At 73.2% G+C, this 23,786-nt stretch carries 16 protein-coding genes; 11 read left to right on the top strand and 5 right to left on the bottom strand.

Annotated features, from left to right (window positions below):
* Positions 1 to 164 precede the first annotated feature (164 nt).
* Complete coding sequence (locus AB0L33_RS23405; RefSeq protein WP_365684390.1) at positions 165 to 2,750, top strand: S8 family serine peptidase; 2,586 nt, start codon at positions 165 to 167, stop codon at positions 2,748 to 2,750.
* Positions 2,750 to 5,659, top strand: a complete 2,910-nt coding sequence (locus AB0L33_RS23400) for a VCBS repeat-containing protein (protein WP_365684389.1) — start codon at positions 2,750 to 2,752, stop codon at positions 5,657 to 5,659. The genes AB0L33_RS23405 and AB0L33_RS23400 overlap by 1 nt, the downstream gene beginning before the upstream one ends.
* A gap of 60 nt (positions 5,660 to 5,719) precedes the next feature.
* Here the strand turns inward: AB0L33_RS23400 and AB0L33_RS23395 are convergent, their stop codons facing one another.
* Positions 5,720 to 6,640: a formylglycine-generating enzyme family protein gene (locus AB0L33_RS23395; RefSeq protein ID WP_365684387.1), complete on the bottom strand. Its 921-nt coding sequence runs from the start codon at positions 6,638 to 6,640 to the stop codon at positions 5,720 to 5,722.
* A gap of 267 nt (positions 6,641 to 6,907) precedes the next feature.
* Between AB0L33_RS23395 and AB0L33_RS23390 the strand changes: the two genes are divergently transcribed.
* The 3 genes from AB0L33_RS23390 to AB0L33_RS23380 all read left to right on the top strand — a co-directional run bounded on the left by AB0L33_RS23390 (position 6,908) and on the right by AB0L33_RS23380 (position 14,478).
* Positions 6,908 to 10,681 carry a S8 family serine peptidase gene (locus tag AB0L33_RS23390; RefSeq protein WP_365684385.1) on the top strand — a complete coding sequence of 1,258 codons (3,774 nt, stop codon included), beginning with the start codon at positions 6,908 to 6,910 and terminating at the stop codon, positions 10,679 to 10,681.
* A gap of 62 nt (positions 10,682 to 10,743) precedes the next feature.
* Positions 10,744 to 14,025: a S8 family serine peptidase gene (locus tag AB0L33_RS23385; protein WP_365684383.1), complete on the top strand. Its 3,282-nt coding sequence runs from the start codon at positions 10,744 to 10,746 to the stop codon at positions 14,023 to 14,025.
* A gap of 75 nt (positions 14,026 to 14,100) precedes the next feature.
* Positions 14,101 to 14,478: a nuclear transport factor 2 family protein gene (locus tag AB0L33_RS23380; protein ID WP_365684381.1), complete on the top strand. Its 378-nt coding sequence runs from the start codon at positions 14,101 to 14,103 to the stop codon at positions 14,476 to 14,478.
* Positions 14,479 to 14,594: 116 nt separating this feature from the next.
* Here the strand turns inward: AB0L33_RS23380 and AB0L33_RS23375 are convergent, their stop codons facing one another.
* On the bottom strand, positions 14,595 to 15,395 hold the full coding sequence (locus AB0L33_RS23375) for an alpha/beta hydrolase (protein WP_365684379.1): 801 nt from the start codon (positions 15,393 to 15,395) through the stop codon (positions 14,595 to 14,597).
* 82 nt (positions 15,396 to 15,477) lie between these two features.
* Between AB0L33_RS23375 and AB0L33_RS23370 the strand changes: the two genes are divergently transcribed.
* Entirely contained in the window at positions 15,478 to 16,119 is a 642-nt protein-coding gene (locus tag AB0L33_RS23370; protein ID WP_365684377.1) for a class I SAM-dependent methyltransferase, read from the top strand.
* Positions 16,120 to 16,163: 44 nt separating this feature from the next.
* On the opposite strand, the gene AB0L33_RS23365 is transcribed toward AB0L33_RS23370, so the two are convergent.
* A complete protein-coding gene (locus tag AB0L33_RS23365; RefSeq protein ID WP_365684375.1) occupies positions 16,164 to 16,442 on the bottom strand; it encodes a metal-sensitive transcriptional regulator in 279 nt (92 codons plus the stop codon).
* Positions 16,443 to 16,626: 184 nt separating this feature from the next.
* On the opposite strand from AB0L33_RS23365, the gene AB0L33_RS23360 reads away from it, so the two are divergent.
* Genes AB0L33_RS23360 through AB0L33_RS23350 form a run of 3 tightly spaced genes read left to right on the top strand, consistent with a single transcriptional unit; the run spans position 16,627 to position 20,610 of the window.
* Positions 16,627 to 18,528, top strand: coding sequence for an alkyl sulfatase dimerization domain-containing protein (locus AB0L33_RS23360; protein ID WP_365684373.1), 1,902 nt, complete (start codon positions 16,627 to 16,629; stop codon positions 18,526 to 18,528).
* A 34-nt stretch (positions 18,529 to 18,562) separates the two neighbouring features.
* On the top strand, positions 18,563 to 19,018 hold the full coding sequence (locus tag AB0L33_RS23355; protein ID WP_365684371.1) for an SRPBCC family protein: 456 nt from the start codon (positions 18,563 to 18,565) through the stop codon (positions 19,016 to 19,018).
* 29 nt (positions 19,019 to 19,047) lie between these two features.
* Positions 19,048 to 20,610 (top strand): NAD(P)/FAD-dependent oxidoreductase, encoded by a 1,563-nt coding sequence (locus AB0L33_RS23350; protein ID WP_365684369.1) that lies wholly within the window; start codon positions 19,048 to 19,050, stop codon positions 20,608 to 20,610.
* Positions 20,611 to 20,618: 8 nt separating this feature from the next.
* Here AB0L33_RS23350 and AB0L33_RS23345 read toward each other — a convergent pair whose 3' ends face one another.
* Entirely contained in the window at positions 20,619 to 21,488 is an 870-nt protein-coding gene (locus AB0L33_RS23345; protein WP_365684368.1) for an SDR family oxidoreductase, read from the bottom strand.
* Between the two features lie 197 nt (positions 21,489 to 21,685).
* On the opposite strand from AB0L33_RS23345, the gene AB0L33_RS23340 reads away from it, so the two are divergent.
* Together AB0L33_RS23340 and AB0L33_RS23335 are read left to right on the top strand one after the other, a co-directional pair.
* Complete coding sequence (locus AB0L33_RS23340) at positions 21,686 to 22,372, top strand: HemK2/MTQ2 family protein methyltransferase (RefSeq protein WP_365684366.1); 687 nt, start codon at positions 21,686 to 21,688, stop codon at positions 22,370 to 22,372.
* Positions 22,356 to 22,604 (top strand): CDGSH iron-sulfur domain-containing protein, encoded by a 249-nt coding sequence (locus AB0L33_RS23335; protein ID WP_365684365.1) that lies wholly within the window; start codon positions 22,356 to 22,358, stop codon positions 22,602 to 22,604. The genes AB0L33_RS23340 and AB0L33_RS23335 overlap by 17 nt, the downstream gene beginning before the upstream one ends.
* Here the strand turns inward: AB0L33_RS23335 and AB0L33_RS23330 are convergent.
* Positions 22,552 to 23,784 (bottom strand): cytochrome P450, encoded by a 1,233-nt coding sequence (locus tag AB0L33_RS23330; protein WP_365684363.1) that lies wholly within the window; start codon positions 23,782 to 23,784, stop codon positions 22,552 to 22,554. The two genes, AB0L33_RS23335 and AB0L33_RS23330, sit on opposite strands and share 53 nt — an antisense overlap.
* Between the last annotated feature and the right edge of the window lie 2 nt (positions 23,785 to 23,786).

The raw sequence follows: 23,786 nt of genomic DNA, 5'->3' as shown, positions 1-23,786 counted from the left end.
CCGCGGCGGTCGTACCACCAGTCCGGCGGGCCGAGGTGCCGACAGGGCGTCAACCCCGTTCCGGGCTGGGTGCGTTGTGCCTGACCAGGCGTGTAATGGCCGAGTAACGGCAGATGCCTAGCGTGCGCGCACCCCGTATGTACCGTCACTCGGAGGAGTGCTCGATGCCCCTGCCCCGACCGTCCAGGCGCAGAACCGCCGTATGGACGGTGGCCTCGCTCGCCGCGGCTGCCCTGATCACCACCCCGTTGCCCGCACTCGCGGCAGACTCCCCGGCCCCCTCCGCATCCGCCTCGGCGAAGATCGACTCCGCGCTCATGAGCGCGGTGCGCGACGGCAAGGACGCCACCTTCTTCGTGGTCCTGAAGGACCGGGCCGACCTGTCCGGCGCGAAGAAGCAGAAGACGCACGCGAAGAAGGCCGCGGCGGCGTACAGCGAGCTGCGTTCGCACGCCAAGTCCAGCCAGAAGTCGCTGAACGCCTTCCTCGACAAGGAGAAGGTCGGGCACGAGAACTACTGGATCGCCAACACGGTCAAGGTCACCGGCGACCAGGACCTCGTCGCCGAGCTGGCGAAGCGCTCGGACGTGGCGTCGGTCGTCGAGCGGCGCTCGTTCAAGATGGACGACATCGAGACCTCCGACAAGCAGGTCACCACCTCGCGCGCCGCCGCGCTCGGCACCGACTCGTCCGCCGACGGCACCGACGCCCCGGCGTGGGGCGTCAGCGACATCAAGGCCGACCAGGTCTGGGACCAGTACCAGGACCGCGGCGAGGGCATCGTCATCGCCAACGTGGACTCGGGTGTGCAGTACGACCACCCGGACCTCGTCGCGAACTACCGCGGCAACAACGGCGACGGCACCTTCTCGAACGACTACAACTTCTACGACGCGACCGGGCAGTGCTCCACGACCGCGCCGTGCGACAACAACGGCCACGGCACCCACACCATGGGCACGATGGTCGCCAAGAACGGCCTCGGTGTCGCGCCGAACGCCAAGTGGATCGCCGCCAAGGGCTGCACGACCGAGCTCTGCTACGACGACGAGCTGCTCGACGCCGGTCAGTGGATTCTCGCGCCGACCGACCACAACGGCCAGAACCCGCGCCCGGACCTGGCGCCGAACATCGTCAACAACTCCTGGGGCGGTGACGACGGCACCTTCTACACGGACATCCTGAACGCCTGGAACTCCGCGGGCATCTTCGAGGCGTTCGCGGCCGGCAACGACGGTGACGGCGTGACCTGCTCCACGACGCACCCGCCGGGGTCGCAGGCGGAGTCCTACGGCGTCGGTGCCTACGACTCGACCGGCAAGATCGCGAACTTCTCGGGCTTCGGCCCCTCGCCGATCGACGGCGGCGCCAAGCCGAACATCTCGGCCCCGGGCGTCCAGATCCCGTCCACCTGGCCGGGCAACGCGTACAACACCATCAACGGTACGTCGATGGCGACCCCGCACGTCGCGGGCGCCGTCGCGCTCCTGTGGTCGGCGGCCCCCTCGCTGATCGGCAACATCGAGGAGACCCGCAACCTCCTCAACGAGGGCGCCCGTGACGTCGACGACACCCACTGCGGCGGCACCGCCGGGATGAACTACGTGTGGGGCAACGGCAAGCTCGACATCCTCGCCTCCGTCGAGAAGGCCCCGCACACCGCGGCCGTCGTCAGCGGCAAGGCCACCGACAAGGCCACCGGCGCCGCGCTGCCCAACATCACCGTGAAGGCCACCGACGCGGCCGGCGCGGTCCGCACGGTCACCACCGGCACGGACGGCGCCTACCGCCTGCCGCTGGCCGCCGGCACGTACTCCTTCGCGTTCAGCGGCTACGGCTACGCGAACGGCTCGGCCACCGACGTCACCCTTGCCGAGAGCCAGGCGTACACCCAGGACATCGCGCTGACCGCGGTGCCCAGCCACCAGGTCTCCGGCATCGTCCGGGACGTCACCGGCAAGCCGCTGCCCGGCGCCACCGTCGAGCTGAACGGCACGCCGCTGCCCGCCGCCACCACCGACGCCAACGGCACGTACACCTTCAAGAAGGTCGCCGAGGGCTCCTACGCCCTCGCCGTGAAGCCCGCCGCGCCGGTCCTCTGCAACGGCGTCTACACCGGTGCCGCCGCCGTCGGCGCCGCCGACCTGACGAAGAACGTGCAGGTCCCCAACCGCACGGACAACTCCGGCAACGTCTGCGTCCCGGCCGCCTACTCCTGGATCGCGGGTTCCAAGAAGGTCACCCTGACCGGTGACGAGGACTCCGCCACGGTCGCCCTTCCCTTCCCCGTGAAGCACTACGGCGTCTCGTACTCCACCGCCTCGGTCACCACCGACGGTCTGATCAACTTCCTGTCCTCGCGCGTCGGCGACTACAGCAACACGGCTCTGCCGACGGTCGGGTTCAACGCGGTGAAGGGCATCGTCGCCCCGCTGTGGGACGACCTGACGCTCGACAAGAAGTCCTCCGTGCAGACCGCCACCACCGGCACCAAGGGCAGCCGCAAGTTCGCCATCGTGTGGAACAACGCCGCCTACGCCAACGGCACTTCGGGCCGCGCCACCTTCGAGGCGGTCTTCGACGAGGCCACGGGCGCGGTGACCCTGCAGTACCAGTCCGTCGCGGACAAGGGCGCGGGTGCCACCGTCGGCATCGCCGACCAGGCCGGGACCGACGCCCTCCAGTACTCCTTCAACCAGCCCGTGATCGCGAACGGCACCGCCGTCAGCTTCACCCAGGGAGCGAAGTAATGAGAGCCCAGCACTCCCGGCGGGCGCTTCAGCTCGCCGCCGGCCTCGTCGCGGCGGGCCTCTGCCTGACCGTCGCCCCGCAGGCCCTCGCCGCCGACAGCGGCAGCGGCGCGCCGATGAAGCTGACCAGCGCCCAAGCGAAGAAGCTGGCCGCCAACGTCACCCTCGACCCGTACGTGAAGGCCGAGGACACCACCGGCACGCAGGACAAGGCCGACTCCGAGGCGACGGCCGCCGCCACCGACCCGAACACCAAGGTCACCATGACGGCGAAGTCCACGCTGGAAGGCGTGCGCGGTCTGGGCGCCACGGTGCCGGTCGGCAAGGACGGCGCCTACTACTCCGTCAACAGCATGGGCAACGTCCAGCTCCACGCGGCCGACGGCAGCGAGACCTGGGCCCGCACCAGCAGCTCGTTCTACACCGACTGGCAGGTCAAGCCGCTCCAGGTGTGGCGCGCCGAGCCGTACCCGCCCCAGATCCTCATGGGCTACAACGCGGTCTCGCCGTTCTCGCCGAACTCGGACTCCGGCTACTCCGCCGGTGACCTGACCGGGGACGGCGTCCCGGACCTGGTGTTCTCGGCGAAGGTCGGCACCACGCCGTACCCCCGGCCGTTCACCTCCCCGGGCTCCGACCTGAGCACCGGCACCTTCGTGACGGTCCTCGACGGGAAGACCGGGGCCACGGTCTGGTCGAAGCTGTACAACTACGCCTCCATGGTCAAGATCGTGGACGGCACCCTGCTGGTCGCCGACGCGCCCCGGATGAGCGGGGACGCGAAGGTCCCGGCGGACGCGACCGCCACCCTGACCGGCATTCGCTTCTCGGCGGGTGCCGACGGGAAGCTGACCCCGGCCAGTACCTGGTCCTTCGACACCGAGGAAGCCCGGTACACCAACTGGGGCGACATCCAGGACCTCGGCGCGGGCAAGGTCGCCGTCTCCTGGAACCTCGCCAGGGCCACCGGCGTGGAGGGCCGCGGCCACACCGCCGTGCTCGACACCGCCGACGGATCGGTCACCTGGCGGACCGACAACGGGCTGTACAGCCGCATCATGCGTCTGGACGCCGGACGCAAGCGGATCGTGGCCGTCGAGCAGGCCGACGTCAACGACGCGGTGCACTACGAGATCGCCGCGTACGACCTGAAGACCGGCGACCGCTCCACGCTGGCCGGTCGCGACAACGTGGTGCCCACCGCGCTGGCGGTCGGTGACCTCGGGGCGAAGGCGGGCGACGAGTACGCGGTCTCGGAGTCCTCGTTCGACGAGAACCTCAACATCGGCGCCAGCACCATCCGCGTCGTCAGCGGCGACAGCGCGGACCAGGTCCTCTGGTCCAGCACGACCAAGCGGGACGCCGAGAACAGTCGCGACGCCGCCAGCACCTGGGGTCTCTCGGTGCTCGACGGCAAGCTGGTCGCCTCCGCCCAGGACGACCGCAAGATGTACGAGCCGGAGAACCGGGGCAGCCTGCGCTACGCGTCGCTGACGGTCTTCACCGGCAAGGGCAAGGTCGCGTGGCAGACCAAGGGCGTCGCGGCCTCCCCGATGTTCCAGGACCTCTACACCGACGCCCAGGGCTCCCACGTCCGGGTGATCGACCAGAGCCAGAACATCCGCACCTTCAAGCTGGGCAACGGCAAGGCGGAGAAGGTCACGCCGCTCCAGGGCGACATCGCCTACGCGCAGAGCGCCGACCTGAACAAGGACGGCAAGAACGACCTGATCATGGGCGGTTCGTCCAACGGCGTCTGGGCTTACTCGGGCCCGTCGATGGTGAACGGCTCCAAGCCCGAGAAGCTGTGGCAGGCCACCGTCCCGGGCGGCGTCCACGACATCCGGACCGGTGACGTCAACGGTGACGGCAAGCCCGAGATCGTCGTCGCGGCGGACACCGCGACGGTCGTCCTCGACGGCAGGAACGGCAAGACGCTCGCCACGATCGACGGCGGCGGCACGTACGTCCGTTCGGCCCGGCTCGCCGATCTGAACGGCGACGGAAAGCTGGACATCCTCGTCGCCACGGACGCGCTGCGCGCCTACTCCGGTGACGGCCGCGCGATCTGGACGTACAACGCCCCCGCGGAGGCGGGCGACGTGCTCTTCTCCGACCCGTCGGTCAACGACGGCCAGGTGTACGTCTCGTACTCCAGCGTCAACGCGCTGGCCCTGGCCAAGCCCGCCGTGGGCGGGGTCGCGCTGGACGCCAAGACCGGCAAGACCCGTTGGACCCAGGCCCCGAAGGCGCCGGCCAACGCGGTCACCCCGGTCCGCACCGCGGTCACCAACGAGGGTGTCTTCGCCTCCAAGGACATCCCGTACGCGGACGGCCACGCGGTGGTCTACGCCTGGACGGTCGACGCGCCGTACGAGTTCGACACCGCAGGCAGCGCCGGCACCGGCACACAGGTCCTCTTCGAGATCCGGGACGGCCGCACCGGGGAGGTGCTGTTCAGCAAGGTCTCCGGCGGCCTCTGGACGCACTTCAGCTTCTTCGCCAAGGACGGGGCGCTGTACGAGGGCGGCACGGCCTCCTTCCGCCGCTTCGAGGCGAACGGCGCGTACAAGCAGCAGGGTGTGCTGCCGCAGTCCTACGGCGGCGGCTTCCTGACCGGCCCCGGCGGGCGTTCGCTGCTGGTCGCCGGTGCCGAGGCGGGCCTGTACGTCTGGGACCCGAGCATCATGGAGTCCAAGGACTCCTGGGCCGCGTACGTCGGGAGCACGCCCGTGGCCACGGGGGCGCGCAACTACTTCGCGGGCGACCTCGACGGCGACGGTGTCGACGAGGTGCTGTCACTCAACAGCGACGACAGCGGCATGGACCGCACCGCCGGCCTGTCCGGTGGCGGCTACTACCTGTCCGACAACGGCATCCACCAGGTCACGGCGTTCAAGCTCTCCTGACCTGAACCGCCTTCCACGGGCCCCCGGGACGCACCTCGTCCCGGGGGCCCTCGGCGTGGGTCACCACACCACGCGGAAGCCGATGTTGCCCGCCGAACTGTCCACCGTGTTCGAGGTGCGCGCCGCGACCCGGTAGCGGTTGCAGTACGAGTCGTGGCACAGGTACGAGCCGCCCCGCATGGTCCGCCGGTCGTCGGTGCCGGGCTGCCAGGGGTCGGCGGACCATTCCCACACGTTGCCGGCCGTGTTGTACAGCCCGAACCCGTTGGGCGCGTACGTGTGGACGGGGGCCGTGCCCGCGTAGCCGTCCTCCTCCGTGTTGCGGGTGGGGAAGGAGCCCTGCCAGATGTTGCAGCGGTGCTCGCCGCCCGGGGTGAGCTCGTCGCCCCACGGATAGCGGGCCTGGTCGAGCCCGCCCCGGGCGGCGTACTCCCACTCCGCCTCCGTCGGGAGCCGGGCACCGGCCCACTGGCAGTACGCGAGCGCGTCGCGCCAGGTGACGTGGACGACCGGGTGGTCGCCCCGGTCGCGTATGTGGCTCCCCGGGCCCTCGGGAACGTCCCAGCGGGCGCCGCTCACCCCGCACCACCACGGCGTCTGCTGGGGGCGCGGCGACACCTTGCGCAGGTGGCCGGGGAGGAACTTCGCGAACACGTAGCTCCAGCCGAACTCCTCCGCCTCGGTGCGGTAGCCGGTGGCCTCCACGAACGCGGCGAACCGGTCATTCGTCACGGCGTACGCGTCGATCGCGAAGGCCCCGACGCTCACCTCGCGCACCGGGCCCTCGGCATCGCCCCGGTTCACGTCGGCGTCCTCGCTGCCCATCCGGAACGTGCCGCCGGGCAGCTCGACCCGGTCCGCGTAGGCCGCCTCCGGCGCGCGGGGGGCCACCCGTCCGATGCTCAGGACCGGATCGGTCGCGGCGGCGCCGTCCCGGGAGGGGGTGCAGCAGCTCTTGGGGGCGTCGGGGCCGTCACTCATCGTTGCCTTCTTCGTCGGGGAACCGAGGCACCGGGAGATCGTAACCGTGGCCGGAAACGGTGCCCCGGCCGCGCCGACCCTCGGCGAACAGGCGACATGTCGCATCCTCGCCACCCGCACCTCCTATGCCTCACCGCGACGCCGACCCGAGGATGACCGGCAACGGGCCGCGCGGCTGCCTCTGCGGTCGCCCGGCCCGTGCCTGTGCTCCCGTTCGTCCGTCGCCCGGCAGCCCCTGCCGGGGCCGTACCTCGCCAGGAGGCCACGATGCGCACCGGTCCCGTCAGTCGCGGCGGAGGGGCGGCGCGCGGCACCGCGCTCCTCGCCTCGGCGTTCGTCCTCACCCTCCTCGGCCCCGTGCTCCCCGGACAGGCCGCCGGGACCGCGCCCGTCGCCGTGCGCACGCAGGACACCGTCGCCGGTCGGGCCCCGCACCGCGACACCGTCACCCTGGTCACCGGTGACACGGTCACCGTCACCACCGACACCGACGGGCGCGTCTCGGTCGACGCCGAGGCGGCGGCGGGGACGGCCAAGGGGAGGTCCACCACCTTCCGCACCGAGCAGGGGCCTTCGGGGGACACCTATGTCATCCCGGACAGCGCGGGGGAGGGGCTGGCGTCCGGGCGGCTCGACCGGGAGCTGTTCAACGTGACCCGGCTCGCCGCCGACGGGCAGGGCAACAGCGGGAGCGACACCCTGCCGTTCATCGTCGACTACGCGGGCACCCCCGCCCGGTCCACGCTCGCGGCGCGCGCCGGCGACGTCCCGGGCGTCACGCACCGGACCCCGCTCACCTCGCTCGGCGCGGCAGCCGTGGACGTCGAGAAGGACGCGCTGCACGCGTTCTACCGGGCCGTCCTCGACGGGCCGGAGGCCGTGGTGCGCCCGGACCGCAGGGTGCGGGCGACCCTGGACGTCAGCGTGCCGCAGATCGGCGCACCCGAGGTCTGGAAGAGCGGCTTCGACGGCAGCGGCGTCAAGGTCGCGGTGCTGGACACCGGAATCGACTTCGGGCACCCCGACTTCGAGGGCCGGGTCCTCGGCTCGGAGAGCTTCATACCCGGCCAGGACGTCCAGGACGGGCGCGGTCACGGCACCCACGTGGCGAGCACCGTCGCGGGCAGCGGGGCCGCGTCCGGCGGGACGTACAAGGGCGTCGCGCCGGGCGCCGGGCTCCTCGTCGGGAAGGTGCTCGACAACGCGGGCAACGGTGACGAGTCCACGGTCATCGCCGGCATGGAGTGGGCCGTCGCCCAGGGGGCCGACATCGTCTCCATGAGCCTCGGCGCGCCCACCGAGGAGGGCAGCGACCTGCTCAGCGAGGCCGTGGACGAGCTCAGCGAGTCCTCCGGCGCGCTGTTCGTCATCGCGGCCGGCAACACCGGACCCGGCCGGTCCACCGTCACCAGCCCCGGCACCGCGCGGACCGCGCTCACCGTCGGCGCCGTCGACCGGCAGGACCACCTCGCCGCCTTCTCCGGGCGCGGGCCGACCGCCTCCGGCGCGCTCAAGCCGGAGATCACCGCGCCCGGCGTCGGGATCGTCGCCGCCCGGGCCGCGGGCACCCACATCGGCAAGGACACCGGTGAGTACTACACCGCCCTGGACGGCACCTCCATGGCCACCCCGCACGTGGCCGGGGCGGCGGCCCTCCTGAAGCAGCAGCACCCGGGGTGGCGGGCGGCCCGGCTCAAGGACGCGCTGGTCTCCGCCGCGCAGACCGGCCCCGACGACGAGGTCTACGAGCAGGGCGCCGGACGCGTCGCCGTGGACCGCGCCTCCGCCCAGTCGGTCACCGCGACCGGCACCGCCGACTTCGGGGACCTGCGCGACGAGGAGCGGAAGGTGACCCGGGACGTCGTCTACACCAACGACGGGGACCACGAGGTCACACTGAGCCTCGCCCTCGACCTCGGGCGGGGCTCCACCGTCCCGGACGGCGGCGCCACCCTCTCCGCCGGCACGGTCACCGTCCCCGCCCACGACAGCGCGGCCGTCACCCTCACCGTCGACCCCACCCGTACCGGCACCGGCCGCTACGACGGCTACCTCACCGCCACGGGCGACGGCACGCACCTCACCACCGCCGTCGGCTGGACCGAGCAACCCCCGAAGCACACCGTGCACTTCACCTTCACCGGTCGCGACGGAAGGCCCGGCGGGCAGACAAACCTCCAGATACTGAGCATGGCCGACGGTGACGCCGAGCTGCAGAGCCTCACGTTCATGGGGGACGGCACCTGGGAGACGCGGCTCCCGGAGGGCGACTACGCACTTCAGGCCCTCGTCACCACCTACGACACCAACCGCATCCCGCTGGCCGTGGACACCTTCGCCGAACCGGAGTTCACCGTCGACGGCGACGCCACCGTACGCATCGACGCCCGGCAGGCCCACGAACTGACCGCCCGGGTGGACGGCGAGGACCGCCCGCTGGAGCGCGCAGCCCTCGGCGTCACCGCCCGCCGCACCCTGGACGACGGCGCCACCGCCGCGATCGGCATCACCAAGGGCCTCAGCGACAACACCACCCGCTACGGTGCGATCGCCTCGCACACCACCGCCGGGCACGGCACCTTCGACCTGACCGCCGAGCACCGGCTCCGCGACCCGCTCGTGCGGGGAACATGGCGGGCGGACACCACCACGCACCCGCTCGACCTCCTCACCCCGGACCTCGGACAGCGGTTCACCGGCGACCGCGAGCTGCCCGCCGTCGACGTGGGCACCGGCACCGAGGCCGACTACGCGGGCCGCGACCTGACCGGCAAGCTGGCCGTCGTCCGGGCCAACGGCTGGCTCCCGCCCGCCCTCGCCACCGCCGCCCAGCACCACGCCGCCGCCGTCCTCGCGATCCGCCCCGGCGAGGGCGCCACCCTCGTCCAGGACGACGGCGACAGCACCGTCCCGGCCGTCGCCGTCGGCTACGGACAGGGCGCGGAACTCCTCGCCGCCCTCGCGAAGGGGCCCGTCACGGTCGCCCTCGAAGGCCGCGCCGACAGCCGCTTCACGTACACCGCCCCGTTCCACGCGACCGGGTCCATCCCGGAGCGCACCGCCCTCACCGTTCCCACCGACCGGTTCGCCCACCTCGTGAACACCTTCCACGCGGACGGCACGCCCCGGATGGCCGACGACGTCCTGACGGTCCGGCACCCGTGGGAGAAGGCCACGTTCCGCCTCGCCGCCCGGCACATCGCCCCCGGCACCCGCACCGACCACGTGTACGCCGACGACAGCCAGTACGCGCAGACCGTCCGCGCGTCCGACCTCACCGACACCTACCTGGAGGAGTACCCGGCCACCCACCGCGCCCGCACCACCGCGGACCGCGCGTGGGGCGCCGCGCCCGTCCACCCCACCCTGCCGCGTCGCATCAGCTGCGCCCTCTGCCGCTCCGACCTCGGAGCCAGCTTCCTGCTCGCGCCCTACGGCGACGGGGACCCCACCCACTACGGCATGGGCGCCTCCACGAGTACTTTCACCTACCACCGCGACGGCCAGCAGGTACCCGCCGCCCAGCTGTTCGTGCCCGAGGACGCCGAATACCGCATCGACCAGCGCGTCGTCCGCCGCACCAACGCCCTGGAAACTTTCGGAACCCGCACCGACACCCAGTACACCTTCCGCTCGGCGGCCCCGAAGCCAGGCGCCACCGCGCCCGGCTGCACCGACGTCTACGGTCCGGACCACCCGTGCGCCGTCCTGCCGGTGATCCTGCTCGGCTACGACCTGGGCGTCGACGGCGACAACACCGCCCGCGCGGGGCGGGCCCTCCCGGTGCGCATCAGCACCCTGCGGCCGGACGGCTACCGGGGCCCGGGCGTCACGGGGATGCGCGTCGAGGCGTCCTACGACGACGGCGCCACCTGGGCCGACTCCGTACGGCCGCGGGTGCGTCCCGACGGCTCGGCCACCGCCGTCCTGCACCACCCGCGCACCGGCGCGGAGCACGTCACGCTCCGGGTCACCGCCTGGGACGACGCGGGCAGCCGCACCCAGCAGACCGTGGTCCGGGCGTACGCGCTGCGCCGCTGACCCGGGGCGCGGGGGCCGACGGAACAGCAAGCCCACTCCCACCAGGAAGGGTTCACCTCTCCATGACACCGAGACAAGGCAGACCGCGACGCGCCTGGGGCCTCCTGCTCGCCGTGGGCCTGGCGGCGACGGGACTCCCCGCCGCCACGGCCGCCCAGGCCGCGCCCGCGAGCGACACCGCCCGTCCGTCCGTCGAGCGCGCCCTGACCAAGGACCTGGCCGACGGCGGGAACGCCACCTTCTGGGTCTACCTCCGCGACGAGGCCGACCTCAAGGGCGCCGCCCGGATCAAGGACCGGGCGCGGCAGGGGCGCGAGGTGCAGAGCCGCCTCCGGAAGACGGCCCGGACCAGCCAGGCCGCCCTGATCGACGTGCTGCGGGACGCCGGCGCCTCGTACACGCCCTTCTGGATCGCCAACACCGTCGAGGTGAAGGGCGACGCGAAGCTGCTGAAGCGGATCACCGCCCTGCCGGACGTGGACCGGGTCACCGGGGACCGGACGTACGCCCTGCCGGAGATGAAGGCGGCGCAGGACGAGCCGACCGTGGACGACGTCGAATGGGGCGTCGACCGGATCGGCGCGCCCCGGGTGTGGCAGGACTACAAGGCCACCGGCGAGGGCATCGTCGTCGGCAGCATCGACTCCGGCGTCCAGTACGACCACCCGGCACTGGTGAAGCAGTACCGGGGGAACAACGGCGACGGCACCTTCACCCACGACTACAACTGGTACGACCCCACGGTCAGTTGCGGCATCGTCGTCTCCACGCCCTGCGACAACGTCGGACACGGCACCCACACCGTCGGCACCATGGTCGGCGACGGCGGCACCGGCAACCACGTCGGTGTCGCGCCCGGCGCCAAGTGGATCGCCGCCAAGGGCTGTTCCTCCAGCACGTGCGACCAGCGGAGCCTGCTCGCCGCGGGCCAGTTCATGCTGGCGCCGACCGACTCCCACGGCAAGAACCCGCGCCCCGACCTGCGCCCGCACGTCGTGAACAACTCGTGGGGCAGCGCCGCTGCGGGCGCCGATCCGTGGTTCGAGCAGACCGTGCAGGCGTGGGTGGCGGCCGGGATCTTCCCGGTCTTCTCCAACGGCAACGAGGGCCCGGACTGCGGAACCGACGGCAACCCGGGCAACTTGAAGGAGAGTTACGGGGTCGGCGCCTTCGACGCCGACGGCAACATCGCCTCCTTCTCCAGTCGCGGCCCCTCGGAGTTCGACGACGGCCTGATCAAGCCCGACGTCTCGGCGCCGGGTGTCGCGATCCGCTCCACGTACCCCGGCGGCAAGTACGCCGTGGGCAGCGGCACGTCGATGGCCGCGCCCCATGTCGCGGGCTCCATCGCGTTGTTGTGGTCGGCCGCCCCGGGGGTCGCGCGGGACATCGACGCGACGCGGCGGCTCCTGGACGAGACCGCCGTCGACGTCCCGGACGTCTCCTGCGGCGGCACCGCGCAGGACAACAACGTGTACGGGCAGGGCAGGCTGGACATCCACGCCGCCGCCGAGAAGGCGCCGCGCGGCACCACCGGCACCCTGAACGGCACGGTCACCGACGCGACCACCGGTGAGCCCGTCGAGGGCGTCACCGTACAACTCACCGCCGACGGGGGCCCGGTGGGCCTCCCGGTGACGACCGATGCGTCCGGCCACTACACCGTGCTCGCCACCACCGGCGACTACACCGTGACGACGTCCTCCCCGGCCTACACCGCCACGAGGACGGAGGTGACGATCGCCGAGGCCGTCCCGGCCACCGCCGACATCCGGCTCCCGGCCCTGCCCGGCAAGGTCCTGTCCGTCACCCCGGACGACATCGACTTCGGCACCGTACCCGTCGGGACGACCGGCGGCCCGGTCGCCGTCACCCTCACCAGCCTCGGCAGCGAGCCGGTCACGGTCGCCCGCGTCACCGACCACGACGGCGCGTTCGTCGCGGACCCGGGCACCTGCGGCGCGTCACCCTTCCGGCTGAAGCGCAAGGAGCACTGCACCCTCGACCTCTCCTTCCGGCCCACCGAGAAGACCGCCCAGGACGGGAGGATCACCCTCCTGGACAACGCGGATGACGCCGGGCACACCGTGCGCGTGCAGGGCAGCGGGACCGCGATCCCCGCCCGCACCGGCGTGGTGGGCACGTCGGTCCTCCAGCGCGACCTGCACGCGGCGGCCATCGACCCGCAGGGCCGCTACGCCTACTTCGGCACCGACAACCCGTGGGACCTGCTGCCGGGCTACATCACCAAGGTCGACCTGAAGACGTTCAAGACGGTCGGCACCCTGTCGGTGGGCGTCGGGCAGAAGATCCTCCAGGACGCGGTCATCGACCCGCAGGGCAAGTACGCCTACTTCGCGGTCGCGGCGACGCCGGGCCGTGTCGTCCGCGTCGACCTGGAGACGTTCACCTGGGACAAGATCCTGGTCCTCGGTGCGGACGAGGGCAACCTCCGCTCGGCGCTCATGGACCCGGCCGGCAAGTACGCCTACTTCGGGACGGGCACCAACCCCGGGCGGCTGGTCAAGGTGGACCTGGCCACGTTCACCCGCGTCGGCGCGGTCACCCTCGGTGCGGGGGACGACTTCCTCGACGCCGGAGTCATCGACTCCCAGGGCGAGTTCGCCTACTTCGGTACGGTGACCAGCCCGCAGGGCCGCGTGGTCAAGATCGACCTGGCGGCCATGAGGGAGGTCGGCTCGCTCACCCTCCCCTCGGGCGAGGGACCGCTGCGGTCGGCGGTCATCGCGCCCGACGACAGCCACGCGTACTTCGGCACGGGTGAGGGCGCGGGCGGGAAGATCGTCCGCGTGGACCTGAGGACCTTCACCCGGGACGGCGCCATCGCCCCGTCCGGCGGCGGCGCGTTCTTCACGGCCGTGATGGACCCCGGAGGCCGGTTCGCCGCCTTCGGCACGGTCTCGCTGCCGGGCCACGTCGTCACCATCGACCTGGAACGCTTCGAGTCCACGGGCTACGTGACCCTCGGCGAGAACGAGGACGCGCTGATCTCCGGCGTGATCGACCCCCAGGGCGCCTACGCGTACTTCGGTACGAAGACCGCGCCCGGCCGGGTCGTCAAGGTCAGGGTCGGCGCCCGCTTCGAACTCACCGCCGAGGCGGTCCCGGACAGGCTGCCGCGCACCGCGTCCCTCACCTGGAACGGGGCGACGACGGCGGAGGTCCGGGTGGTCCGGGACGGCAAGGTCGTCGCGACCGTGCCGAACACCGGGCGCTTCACCGACCTGATCACGGGCAGCCCCCGGCCCGCGTACACGTACCAGCTGTGCGACACGGGCACGGACCGCTGCTCCGGCGAGGCGAAGGTGGCTTTCGGCGGGTAGCGCACGGGGCCTCCGCCGGTCCGTTCCCCACCGGCGGAGGCCCTGAGGCGGCGAAACGGCTGGTATTACTGGGGCATGCAGGAAGAGACCGCACGCTCCGCGATCGACACGTTCGTCTCCGCGTTCAACGCCTCGGACGACAGCTATGTGACGGCCCTGCTCTCGCAGGCCCTGACCTCGGACGTGGTGTTCTGGGGACCGCTGGGCCGCAGCGACGGAATCGCGGCGGTCGAGCGGTTCGTGCTGGACATCCGGCGCCACCCGGCGGGGACCGGCACGATGGTGCGCTGCTCGGCGGTGGACATGCCTGACGAATGGGCCCGGTACCAGTGGGTCTTCACCACGCCCGACGGAGGCCCCCGCCTGGCGGGAACAGACGTCGTCCATCTGCGGCGGAGCCTCATCGACCAGATCATCGTCTTCGCGGGGGAGATCGAGCCGGCCGCCTCCTGAGTCGTCCTCCTGTCGCTGTTCTGCTGCCGGTCGCGTCACCGGCCGAAGCGGGCAGCATCATTCCGCGGGGGCGCACCGGATTCGTGCGACGCCGACGAACCTTGCGGGTCGGAGCACTACACGGCCTCCAGGAACGCCGACAGCGCGCCGTGCAGCGCGTCCGGCCGCTCCAGGTGCAGATCGTGGCCCGTGCCGGGGACGCTCACCGCGTGCGTGTCCGGGCGCCGGCGCAGCATCTCGTCCACCTCATCGGCCGGGACGAAGCTCTTGCGGGCGAGGACGAGCAGGGCGGGACACCCGACCCGCCCCCACTCCTCGTGGAACGAGCGCCTGGCGTTCTCCGCGACCGACCCGGTCATCACGTCCCGGTCGAAGCGCGGCCCCCAGCCCCCGTCGCGCTCCACCAGCCCTGCCGCCCAGCCCGCGCCGGCCGGGCCCCCGCCGAAGAACTCGGCCGCCGCCTCCCGGGAGGGAAACGGCACCGGCCACGAGTCGAGCCACCGGCCGATGTGCTCGTCCAGCCCCGGATTCGGCCCCCCGCACCCGGCCTCCACGAGCACGACCGCACCGGGCAGGTCCGGATGGGCGGCGGCCGTCAGCATCGCGGTGTGACCGCCCAGCGACTGCCCGACGAGCACGGGCCGCTCCAGGCCCAGGTGCGCCACGACGGCGACGACATCCGCCACGTACGCCGCGCGCGAGACGTCGCCCGGCCGCCGCTCGCTCGCGCCGTGCCCGCGCTGGTCCACCGCGACGACCAGGTGCCGGGGCGCCAGCCGCTCCGCGAGCGCGTCCCACTCGCCCGCGTGTCCGGCGAGGCCGTGCAGCAGCACGACCGGCCGGCCGGGCCCGCCGCCCCGTACCCGGCAGACCAGCCGGATGCCCTCACATACGACGGTGTGCTCGGTCCACGACATGCTGCCCCCCTCGGACGTTCGGCTGCTGTGGGCGATCATGCCGCACGCCGGAGGGAGCCCGGCGGGCGCTACCCTCGCCGCCATGGCCGAACACGAAGCACTCTCCGTCACCCGTGCCGCCTACGACGACGCCGCGGAGCTGTACGCGCGGCTGTTCGCCGACTCGTTGCGCGACAGCCCGCTGGACCGCGCGATGCTCGACGCCTTCGCGGAGTCCGTCGGCGCGGGCGGGCGGGTGGCGGACCTCGGGTGCGGGCCCGGGTACGTCACCGGATACCTGGCCGGCCTGGGGCTCGACGCGTTCGGGGTCGACGCCTCGCCCGCGATGGTCGGGCTCGCCCGCCGGGCCTGCCCGGGACTGCGGTTCGACGTGGGGGAGATGGGCGCCCTCGATCTCGCCGACGGCACGCTGGACGGGGTGCTCTCGCGGTGGTCCGTCATCCACACCCCGCCGGCGGCGCTCCCGCCGGTCCTCGCCGAGTTCGGCCGGGTACTCGCACCCGGTGGCCACCTCCTCATCGGCTTCTCCGCGACCGACGGGCCCGGTCACCCCACGCAGTCCTTCGACCACGCCGTCACGACGGCGTACCGGTGGGCGCCCGACCACCTCGCCGGCCTGCTGCGCGCCCACGGGCTGACCGAGACGGCCCGGATGGTCCGCGAGCCCCGGCCGGACGACCGGCGCCAGTTCCAGGAAGTGCACCTGCTCGCCCGCAAGGCGTAGCCCGGGGGCCGGTGCCCGATGTGGGCGAGGGGGGCGCGGCCTGCTCAGGCCAAGGACAGGAACAGCTTCTCCAGGCGGGCCCGCATCTGGTCCCGGTCCATGGGCGGGCGGTCGCCGTCGGTCATGCACTGCTGGAGGCCCGTCGCGATGATGGCGAACCCGGCCCGGTCCAGGGCGCGGGAAACGGCCGCCAGCTGCGTGACCACGTCCTCGCAGTCCCGGCCCTCCTCCAGCATCCTGACGATCCCGGCGATCTGGCCCTGAGCCCGCTTCAGCCGGTTGAGCACCGACTTCAGCTCGTCGGCCGCCATGTCCAGCTCCACGGTTCCTCCCAAGTGCGGGGCCTCGGTCGCGGCCCCCGGTCATGGTTCATACCCCTAGGGGTATATCCTACCCCGTTCGCCTCCCCGTACGGCGTACACCCGCTTGTGGGGTCCCCTACGCCGGGTGAGGGTGGCGGTGCCCGGGCCCGCCCGCGGTCCGGCCGCCGCCCTGAGGGAGACCGACATGACGCAGGACACCGACGCCAAGCCAGCCGAGCGCGCGGTGGCCCGGGCGAACCAGGCCGTGCGGCGCGACTACCCCTTCGGCGACACCCAGGACCTGGAAGACGCCCGGCGCGGCTTCATGGGCACCGCGCAGGACCCCGTGATCCGCGACGCCACGGGCAGCGCCGTGTGGGACCTGGAAGCCTACGGGTTCCTCGACCAGGAGTGCCCGGACACCGCCAACCCGAGCCTGTGGCGGCAGAGCAGGCTCTGCTCCGAGCACGGGCTCTTCGAGGTCACCGAGGGCGTCTACCAGGTACGCGGCTTCGACCTGTCGAACATGACGATCGTCGAGGGCGACCGAGGGGTCCTCGTCATCGATCCCCTGCTCTCCGCCCCGACGGCCGCCGCCGGACTCGCGCTGTACCGCGGCCACCGGGGCGAGCGGCCCGTGACAGGCGTGCTCTACACCCACAGCCACGCCGACCACTTCGGCGGCGTACGCGGCGTGCTGACCGACGAGGACGTCGCGGCAGGCGTCCCGGTGCTCGCCCCGCACGGCTTCCTGGAGCACGCCGTCAGCGAGAACGTCTACGCGGGAACGGCGATGAACCGCCGCGCGGCCTACATGTACGGAGCCGCGCTGCCCAAGGGGCCGCAGGGCCAGATCGGCGCGGGCCTGGGGCAGACCCTGTCCACCGGCGCGGTCGGGCTGATCCCGCCGACGGTGGACATCACCCGCACCGGCCAGGAGGAGACCGTCGACGGCATCCGCATGGTCTTTCAGCTCACCCCGGGCACCGAGGCGCCCGCGGAGCTGAACATCCACTTCCCCGGCTTCTCCGCCCTCTGCATGGCGGAGAACGCCACGCACAACCTGCACAATCTGCTGACCCTGCGCGGCGCCGAGGTCCGCGACCCGCACGTCTGGTCCCGCTACCTCACCGAGGCGGTCAACCTCTTCGGCGAGTCGTCCGAGGTGGCCTTCGCCTCCCACCACTGGCCCGTCTGGGGCCGGGAGCGCGTGATCACCTTCCTGTCGGAGCAGCGAGACCTCTACGCGTACCTCCACGACCAAGTGCTCCGGATGCTCAACCAGGGACTCACCGCGCCCGAGATCGCCGAGGAGATCGTGATGCCGCCCGCCCTGGAGCGGGCCTGGCACACGCACGGCTACTACGGCTCCGTCAGCCACAACGCCAAGGCCATCTACCAGCGTTACCTGGGCTGGTACGACGGCAACCCGGCGCACCTGTGGCAGCACCCCCCGGTGCCGGCGGCCCGGCGTTACGTCGAGTTCATGGGCGGCGCCGACGAAGTCCTGCGCAGGGCCCGGCAGTCCTTCGCGGACGGCGACTACCGCTGGGTGGCGGAGGTCGTCAACCACGTGCTGTTCGCCGACCCGGACAACGCCTCGGCACGCGCCCTCCAGGCCGACGCGCTGGAACAGCTCGGCTACGGCAGCGAGAACGGGACCTGGCGCAACTTCTACCTGATGGGCGCCCTGGAACTGCGGCACGGTTCGGTCGGCACCCCCACCTCCACCGTCGCACCGGACGTCCTGGCGGCCCTCACCCTGGACCAGCTGATCGACTCCCTCGCCATCCGCGTCAACGGCCCCCGCGCCTGGGACGCCGACATCACCGTCCGGTGGGACATCGCGGGCGGCGAACCCCTCACGATGCGGCTGCGCAACGGCGTCCTCACCCACGTCGTCGGCACCGGGCCTGCCGTGGCCGAGCCCGACGTCACCTTCGCGCTGTCCGAGGCCGATCTCCGGGACCTCCTGGTGGGCGCGGTGCAGCCGGGCGATCTGGCGGCCCGGCCCGGCGTCGAGGTCACCGGGGACGCCGGCCGGCTGATCGAACTCCTCGGCCACCTCGACGCCCCGGACCCGGACTTCGCCATCGTCACCCCTTGAGCATCCGGCGCACGGCACGACAGGAGGAGGACCCATGGCCGTAAGGCATCGTCTGATCGAGGCCACCGTGGCGGACGTCTGGCGGGTCCTCGCGGACCCCTCGCGCTACAGCGACTGGGTGGTCGGGACCTCCGGCTCACGCCCCCGCCGGGGCGACTGGCCGGAGGTCGGCGCCAGCCTCACGTACGCCCTGGGCATCGGCCGGTGGTCCGTGCAGGGGCGGACCATCGTGCGGCGCTGCGAGGCCCCGCACATCCTGGAGCTGGAGGCCGACAGCGGGCGGATCGGCACCGCCCGGATCGCCCTGGAAGTACGGCGCTGGGGCGACAACGCCCTGGTGACGCTGGACGAACACCCGCTGCGCGGACCGGCGGGCAGGCTCCACAACACCGCCGTCGACGCGCTGATCCAGCTCCGCCACCGCAGCGTCCTCGCCCGTCTCGCGCAGACCGTCGAGGCGGCCCCGAAGGGCGCCCGCGAAGCGGTCTGAGCCCTTCCCGCGACCCACCTGGAGGCATGATGCCGGACGCCGTGGTCATCGGCGCGGGCCCCAACGGGCTCGTCGCGGCGAACCTGCTCGCCGCCGCCGGGTGGAGCGTGGAGGTCCTGGAGGCGCAGCCCGGGCCCGGCGGGGCCGTGCGCAGCGACCGCGCGGTGCACCCCGACTACGTCACCGACCTGTTCAGCGCGTTCTACCCGCTGGCAGCGGCTTCCCCGGTCATCGGCGGGCTCGACCTCCAGGACGAGGGGCTGCGCTGGTCGCGGGCCCTCCGCGTGCTGGCGCACCCGCTGCCGGACGGGCGGTGCGCGGTGCTGGAGGACGACGCCCGGGACACGGCGGCGGGGCTCGACGCCTTCGCCGAGGGCGACGGGGCGGCGTGGCTGGAGCTGTGCGCCACCTGGGACCGGGTGCGCCGCGACGTGCTGGGCGCCCTCTTCACGCCCTTCCCGCCGGTGCGTTCCGGCCTCCGCCTCGCCGCCCGGCTCCGGGCCGCCGGGGGCCTGCGCCTGGCGCGGACCCTGCTGCTGCCCGTACGCCGCCTGGGCGAGGAGCGGTTCGACGGCGAGGCGGCCAGGGTCCTGCTGGCGGGCACCGCGCTCCACGCCGACCTCGGCCCCGAGGCGGCGGGCAGCGGCGGCTTCGGCTGGCTGATGTCGATGCTCGGGCAGACCTACGGCTTCCCGGTGCCGGTCGGCGGCGCGGGCGCGCTCACGGCCGCCCTGGTCCGGCGCCTCGAACGGCACGGCGGGGTGCTCCGCTGCGGCGAGCGGGTCACGGAGGTCGTCGTACGCGGCGGACGCGCCGTCGGCGTGCGCACCGCCGGGGGCGAGGCCGTGCCCGCGTCCCGCGCCGTGCTCGCCGACGTCTCCGCCCCGGCGCTCTACGGCGGACTGGTCGACGCACACCATCTGCCCGCCCGGCTCCTGGACGACCTGCGCCGCTTCCAGTGGGACTTCGCCACGTTCAAGGTGGACTGGGCACTGAACGGGCCGGTGCCCTGGACCGCCCGCGAGGCCGCCACGGCGGGCACCGTCCACCTGGCGGACGGCGTCGACGGCCTCACCCGGTTCGCCGCGCAGATCGCCATGGGGCAGGTGCCGGACCGGCCGTTCCTCCTCTTCGGCCAGATGAGCACCGCCGACGCCACCCGCTCCCCGGCCGGCACCGAGGCCGCCTGGGCCTACACCCACGTCCCGCACCGCATCAAGGGCGACGCGGGCGAGGACGGCCTGACCGGGCGGTGGGACCGGGGCGAGCGGGAAGCGATGGCCGACCGCATGGAGCACGAGGTGGAGCGCTGGGCCCCCGGCTTCCGCTCCCGCATCATGGCCCGCCGCCTGCTGGCGCCCCCGACCATCGAGTCCATGGACGCCAACCTCTACGGGGGTGCGATCAACGGCGGCACGACGTCGGCGCACCAGCAACTCGTGTTCCGCCCGACCCCGGGCACCGGCCGCCCCGAGACTCCGGTCAGGGGGCTGTACCTCGCCTCGGCCTCGGCGCACCCGGGCGGCGGGGTGCACGGGGCGCCGGGCGCGAACGCGGCGCGCGCGGCGCTGCGGCGACGGCTGCGGCGCTGAGGCGCGGGTCAGTCCGGCCGGGCGGGCTCCGCGGCGCGGCCCCCGGCCCCCAGCAGGCCCGTGGCGGTGAACTGGGAACGGTTCAGCTCCTTGCGGGTCGCCAGGGCGACGACACCCGGCAGCCCCGCCCGCACGGCCTGGACGCCCCGCAGCCAGCCCGGGACGTACACCGACGGCGACCGCCGCTCGATCGCCGCGGCCAGGCGCCGGGCCACCTGGGGCGCCGGGTAGGTCTTCCGGGCCGGCGGGGGCATGTGGGCGCGCAGCTCGCGGAGCACCGGGAACCGGTCGGCGTCCCGGACCATGTCGGTGTCCATCCAGTTCAGATACGCGATGCCCACCCCCACCCCGCGCGGCGCCAGCTCCGCGCGCAGCGAGTGGCACAGGGCCTCCACGCCCGCCTTGGAGGCGCAGTACGCGCTCATCATCGGCGCCGCGCCGATGGACGCCAGCGAGGCGATCTGGAGGTAGTGCCCCCGGGTGTCCAGGAGCTGCGGCAGGAACGCCCGGGCCGTCACCGCGCTGCCGATCAGATTGACCTCGACCACGCGCCGCCAGCTCACCGGGTCGGAGTCCGCGAACGGACCGCCCTCGGCGACGCCCGCGTTGGCGACGACCACCGAGGCGGGGCCCAGGCGCCGGCGCACCTCGTCGGCGACGCGGGCCATTGCCGCGTCGTCGGTGACGTCCACGTGCCAGTGCCCGGAGGGCGCGGGGAGCGTGGCGGCCACCCCGGCGAGCGCTTCCTCCTCCAGGCCGAGCAGCGCCACCCGGGCGCCCCGGGCGGCCAGCTCCCGCGCCATGGCCTTGCCGAGGCCGCGCGCGCCGCCCGTCACCACGGCCGTACGGCCGCGCAGCAGGTGCTTCCGGTCGGTCACGGGCACTCCTTCGCGGTGACGGGAGGGCCGGGCTGCCCTGTTCCGGCCATGGTCACCCGGGGATGCCGGATGTGCGCGGCGGGAGCCCCCGGGAGAGGCCTCCCGGGTCGCGGCGGGCGGCGGGCCCGGTCACGCTGGACTGGACGAGCCCGCGCCGGGGAGAACGAGGGCCGCCTTCCCCCTCATGGAGGATTCGGATGACGACTGCCGCCGCACCGCCCGTGGACCTGGGCAGGCTGTGGACCCTGCCCGGCGTGTACGCCCCGCAGGCCGACACCCACCTGCTGGCGCGGGCGCTCCAGGCCGAGGGCCCGTCAGCCGGCATGGACGTCCTCGACGTCTGCACGGGCAGCGGCGCCCTGGCCCTGCTGGCGGCGCGCGGCGGGGCCCGGGTCTCCGCGATCGACATCTCGCGGCGGGCCGTCCTGACCGCCCGCCTGAACGCCGCCCGCGCCGGCCACCGCGTCCGGGTGCTGCGCGGCGACCTCACCGGCCCCGTCGTCGGCCGGCGCTTCCACCTCATCGTGAGCAACCCGCCGTACGTCCCCGCCCCGCGGCCCCGCCGTGCCCGGGGCCACGGCCCCGAGGTCGCCTGGGACGCCGGGCTCCGCGGCCGGGAGGCCCTGGACCGCCTCTGCGCCCACGCCCACGACGCCCTCCGCCCGAACGGCGTGCTGCTCCTCGTCCACTCCGGGCTGTGCGGGGCGGAGGAGACCCTGGCCCGGCTGACCGCGAGCGGCCTGCGCGCCGCGGTCACGCACCGGTCCTCCGTACCCTTCGGGCCGGTCATGACCGAGCGGCTGCCGTGGCTCCGTGCGCGGGGCCTGCTCGGCCCCCGTGACGACGCCGAGGAACTGGTGGTCATCCGTGCCGAACGCACGTGAACCCCGCCGGGTCACCGTCGAGCCGGGCGGCCCGGTGCTGATCGAGGGGCCGGTCGAGATCGTCCGGGAGGACGGCTCGACCGTCACCTCCGACCGCTTCGTCGTCGCCGTCTGCACCTGCCGCCGCAGCCGGACGTACCCCTGGTGCGACACCAGCCACCGCCGTCACCGGCGGCCGGTCAGCCCGCCGTCGGGTGAAGGTGGACCGGAAGGGCCTGGTGGCCGTTGCTGATCAGGGACGGCAGCGGGAGCAGGTCCTCCGCGGGGACCGCGAGGCTGATGCCGGGGAAGCGGTCGAAGAGCTGACGGAGGGCCGTGGCGATCTCCAGCCGGGCCAGCGGGGCGCCGAGGCAGAAGTGCACGCCGTGCCCGAAGGCCAGGTGGTCCTTGGCGGCGCGGGTCACGTCGAAGTCGTCGGCGGTCTCGCCGTGCCAGTCGGGGTGGCGGTTGGCGGGCGCGAAGGAGACCAGGATCGCCTCGCCCCGGGCGATCTTCCGCCCGTCGGGCAGCGGGATGTCCGAGAGGGCGTAGCGCATCGGGATGTGCTTGACCGCGGGCTCGTGGCGCAGGGTCTCCTCGACCACGTCGTTCCAGTCGGCGCGGCCCTCGCGGAGGTGGGCGAGCTGTTCCGGCTGCGTCAGCAGGGCCGTGATCGCCTGGTCGATGACGTTGACCGTGGTGTCGTAACCGGCGGAGATCATCAGGAGCAGCGTGTCGCGCAGCTCCTCGTCGCTGAGGCGGCCGCCGTCGCCCTCCTCGTCGCGGGTGGCGAGCAGGAGCGAGGTCATGTCGTCGCCCGGCAGGTCCCGCTTGGAGGCGATGAGATGGTCGAGCGCCCCGTACAGGGCGGCCGTGTTGGCCGTGGCCTCCTCGAAGGTGAGGGTGGAGTCGAAGACGCCGTCGACCTTGGCGCGGAAGCCGTCGAGCTGGTCCTCAGGGACGCCCATGAGGCGGCCGATCACCGCGATCGGGAGCGGGTAGGCGAGCTCGGTGCGCAGGTCGACCGGTTCACCGGCGGGCCGGGCGGCGAGGCCGTCGAGGAGTTCGGAGACGATCTTCTCCACCGAGGCGCGCAGGTCCTGGATGCGGCGGGCACTGAACGCGGGGGCGATCATCCGGCGCAGCCGCCGGTGGTCGCCGCCGTACGCGGTGAACATGTTGTTCACCGCCACCCACAGGGCGAGCGGCCAGGTGGCCACCGTCTCGGCGAACGCCGGCCAGTGTGCGCGGGCGTCCTTCGAGACCTGGGAGCTGGTCAGCAGCTCCTTCAGGACGGCCGGGTCGCTGACGGACCAGGCGGTGACCCCGAGGACGTCGACACGGGTGGCGGGACCGCGCTCGCGCAGCGCCCGGTACTCCGCGTGGCGGTCGGTGCCCGCCGGGTCGAGGACGATGATCGGCTGCTCGGACATGG

Source organism: Streptomyces sp. NPDC052299, assembly GCF_040679335.1.
In the GTDB taxonomy this organism is placed as follows: Bacteria; Actinomycetota; Actinomycetes; order Streptomycetales; family Streptomycetaceae; genus Streptomyces.
The sequence above is the reverse complement of the archived record's forward strand: the minus strand, read 5'-3'. Positions and strand labels throughout refer to the sequence as shown.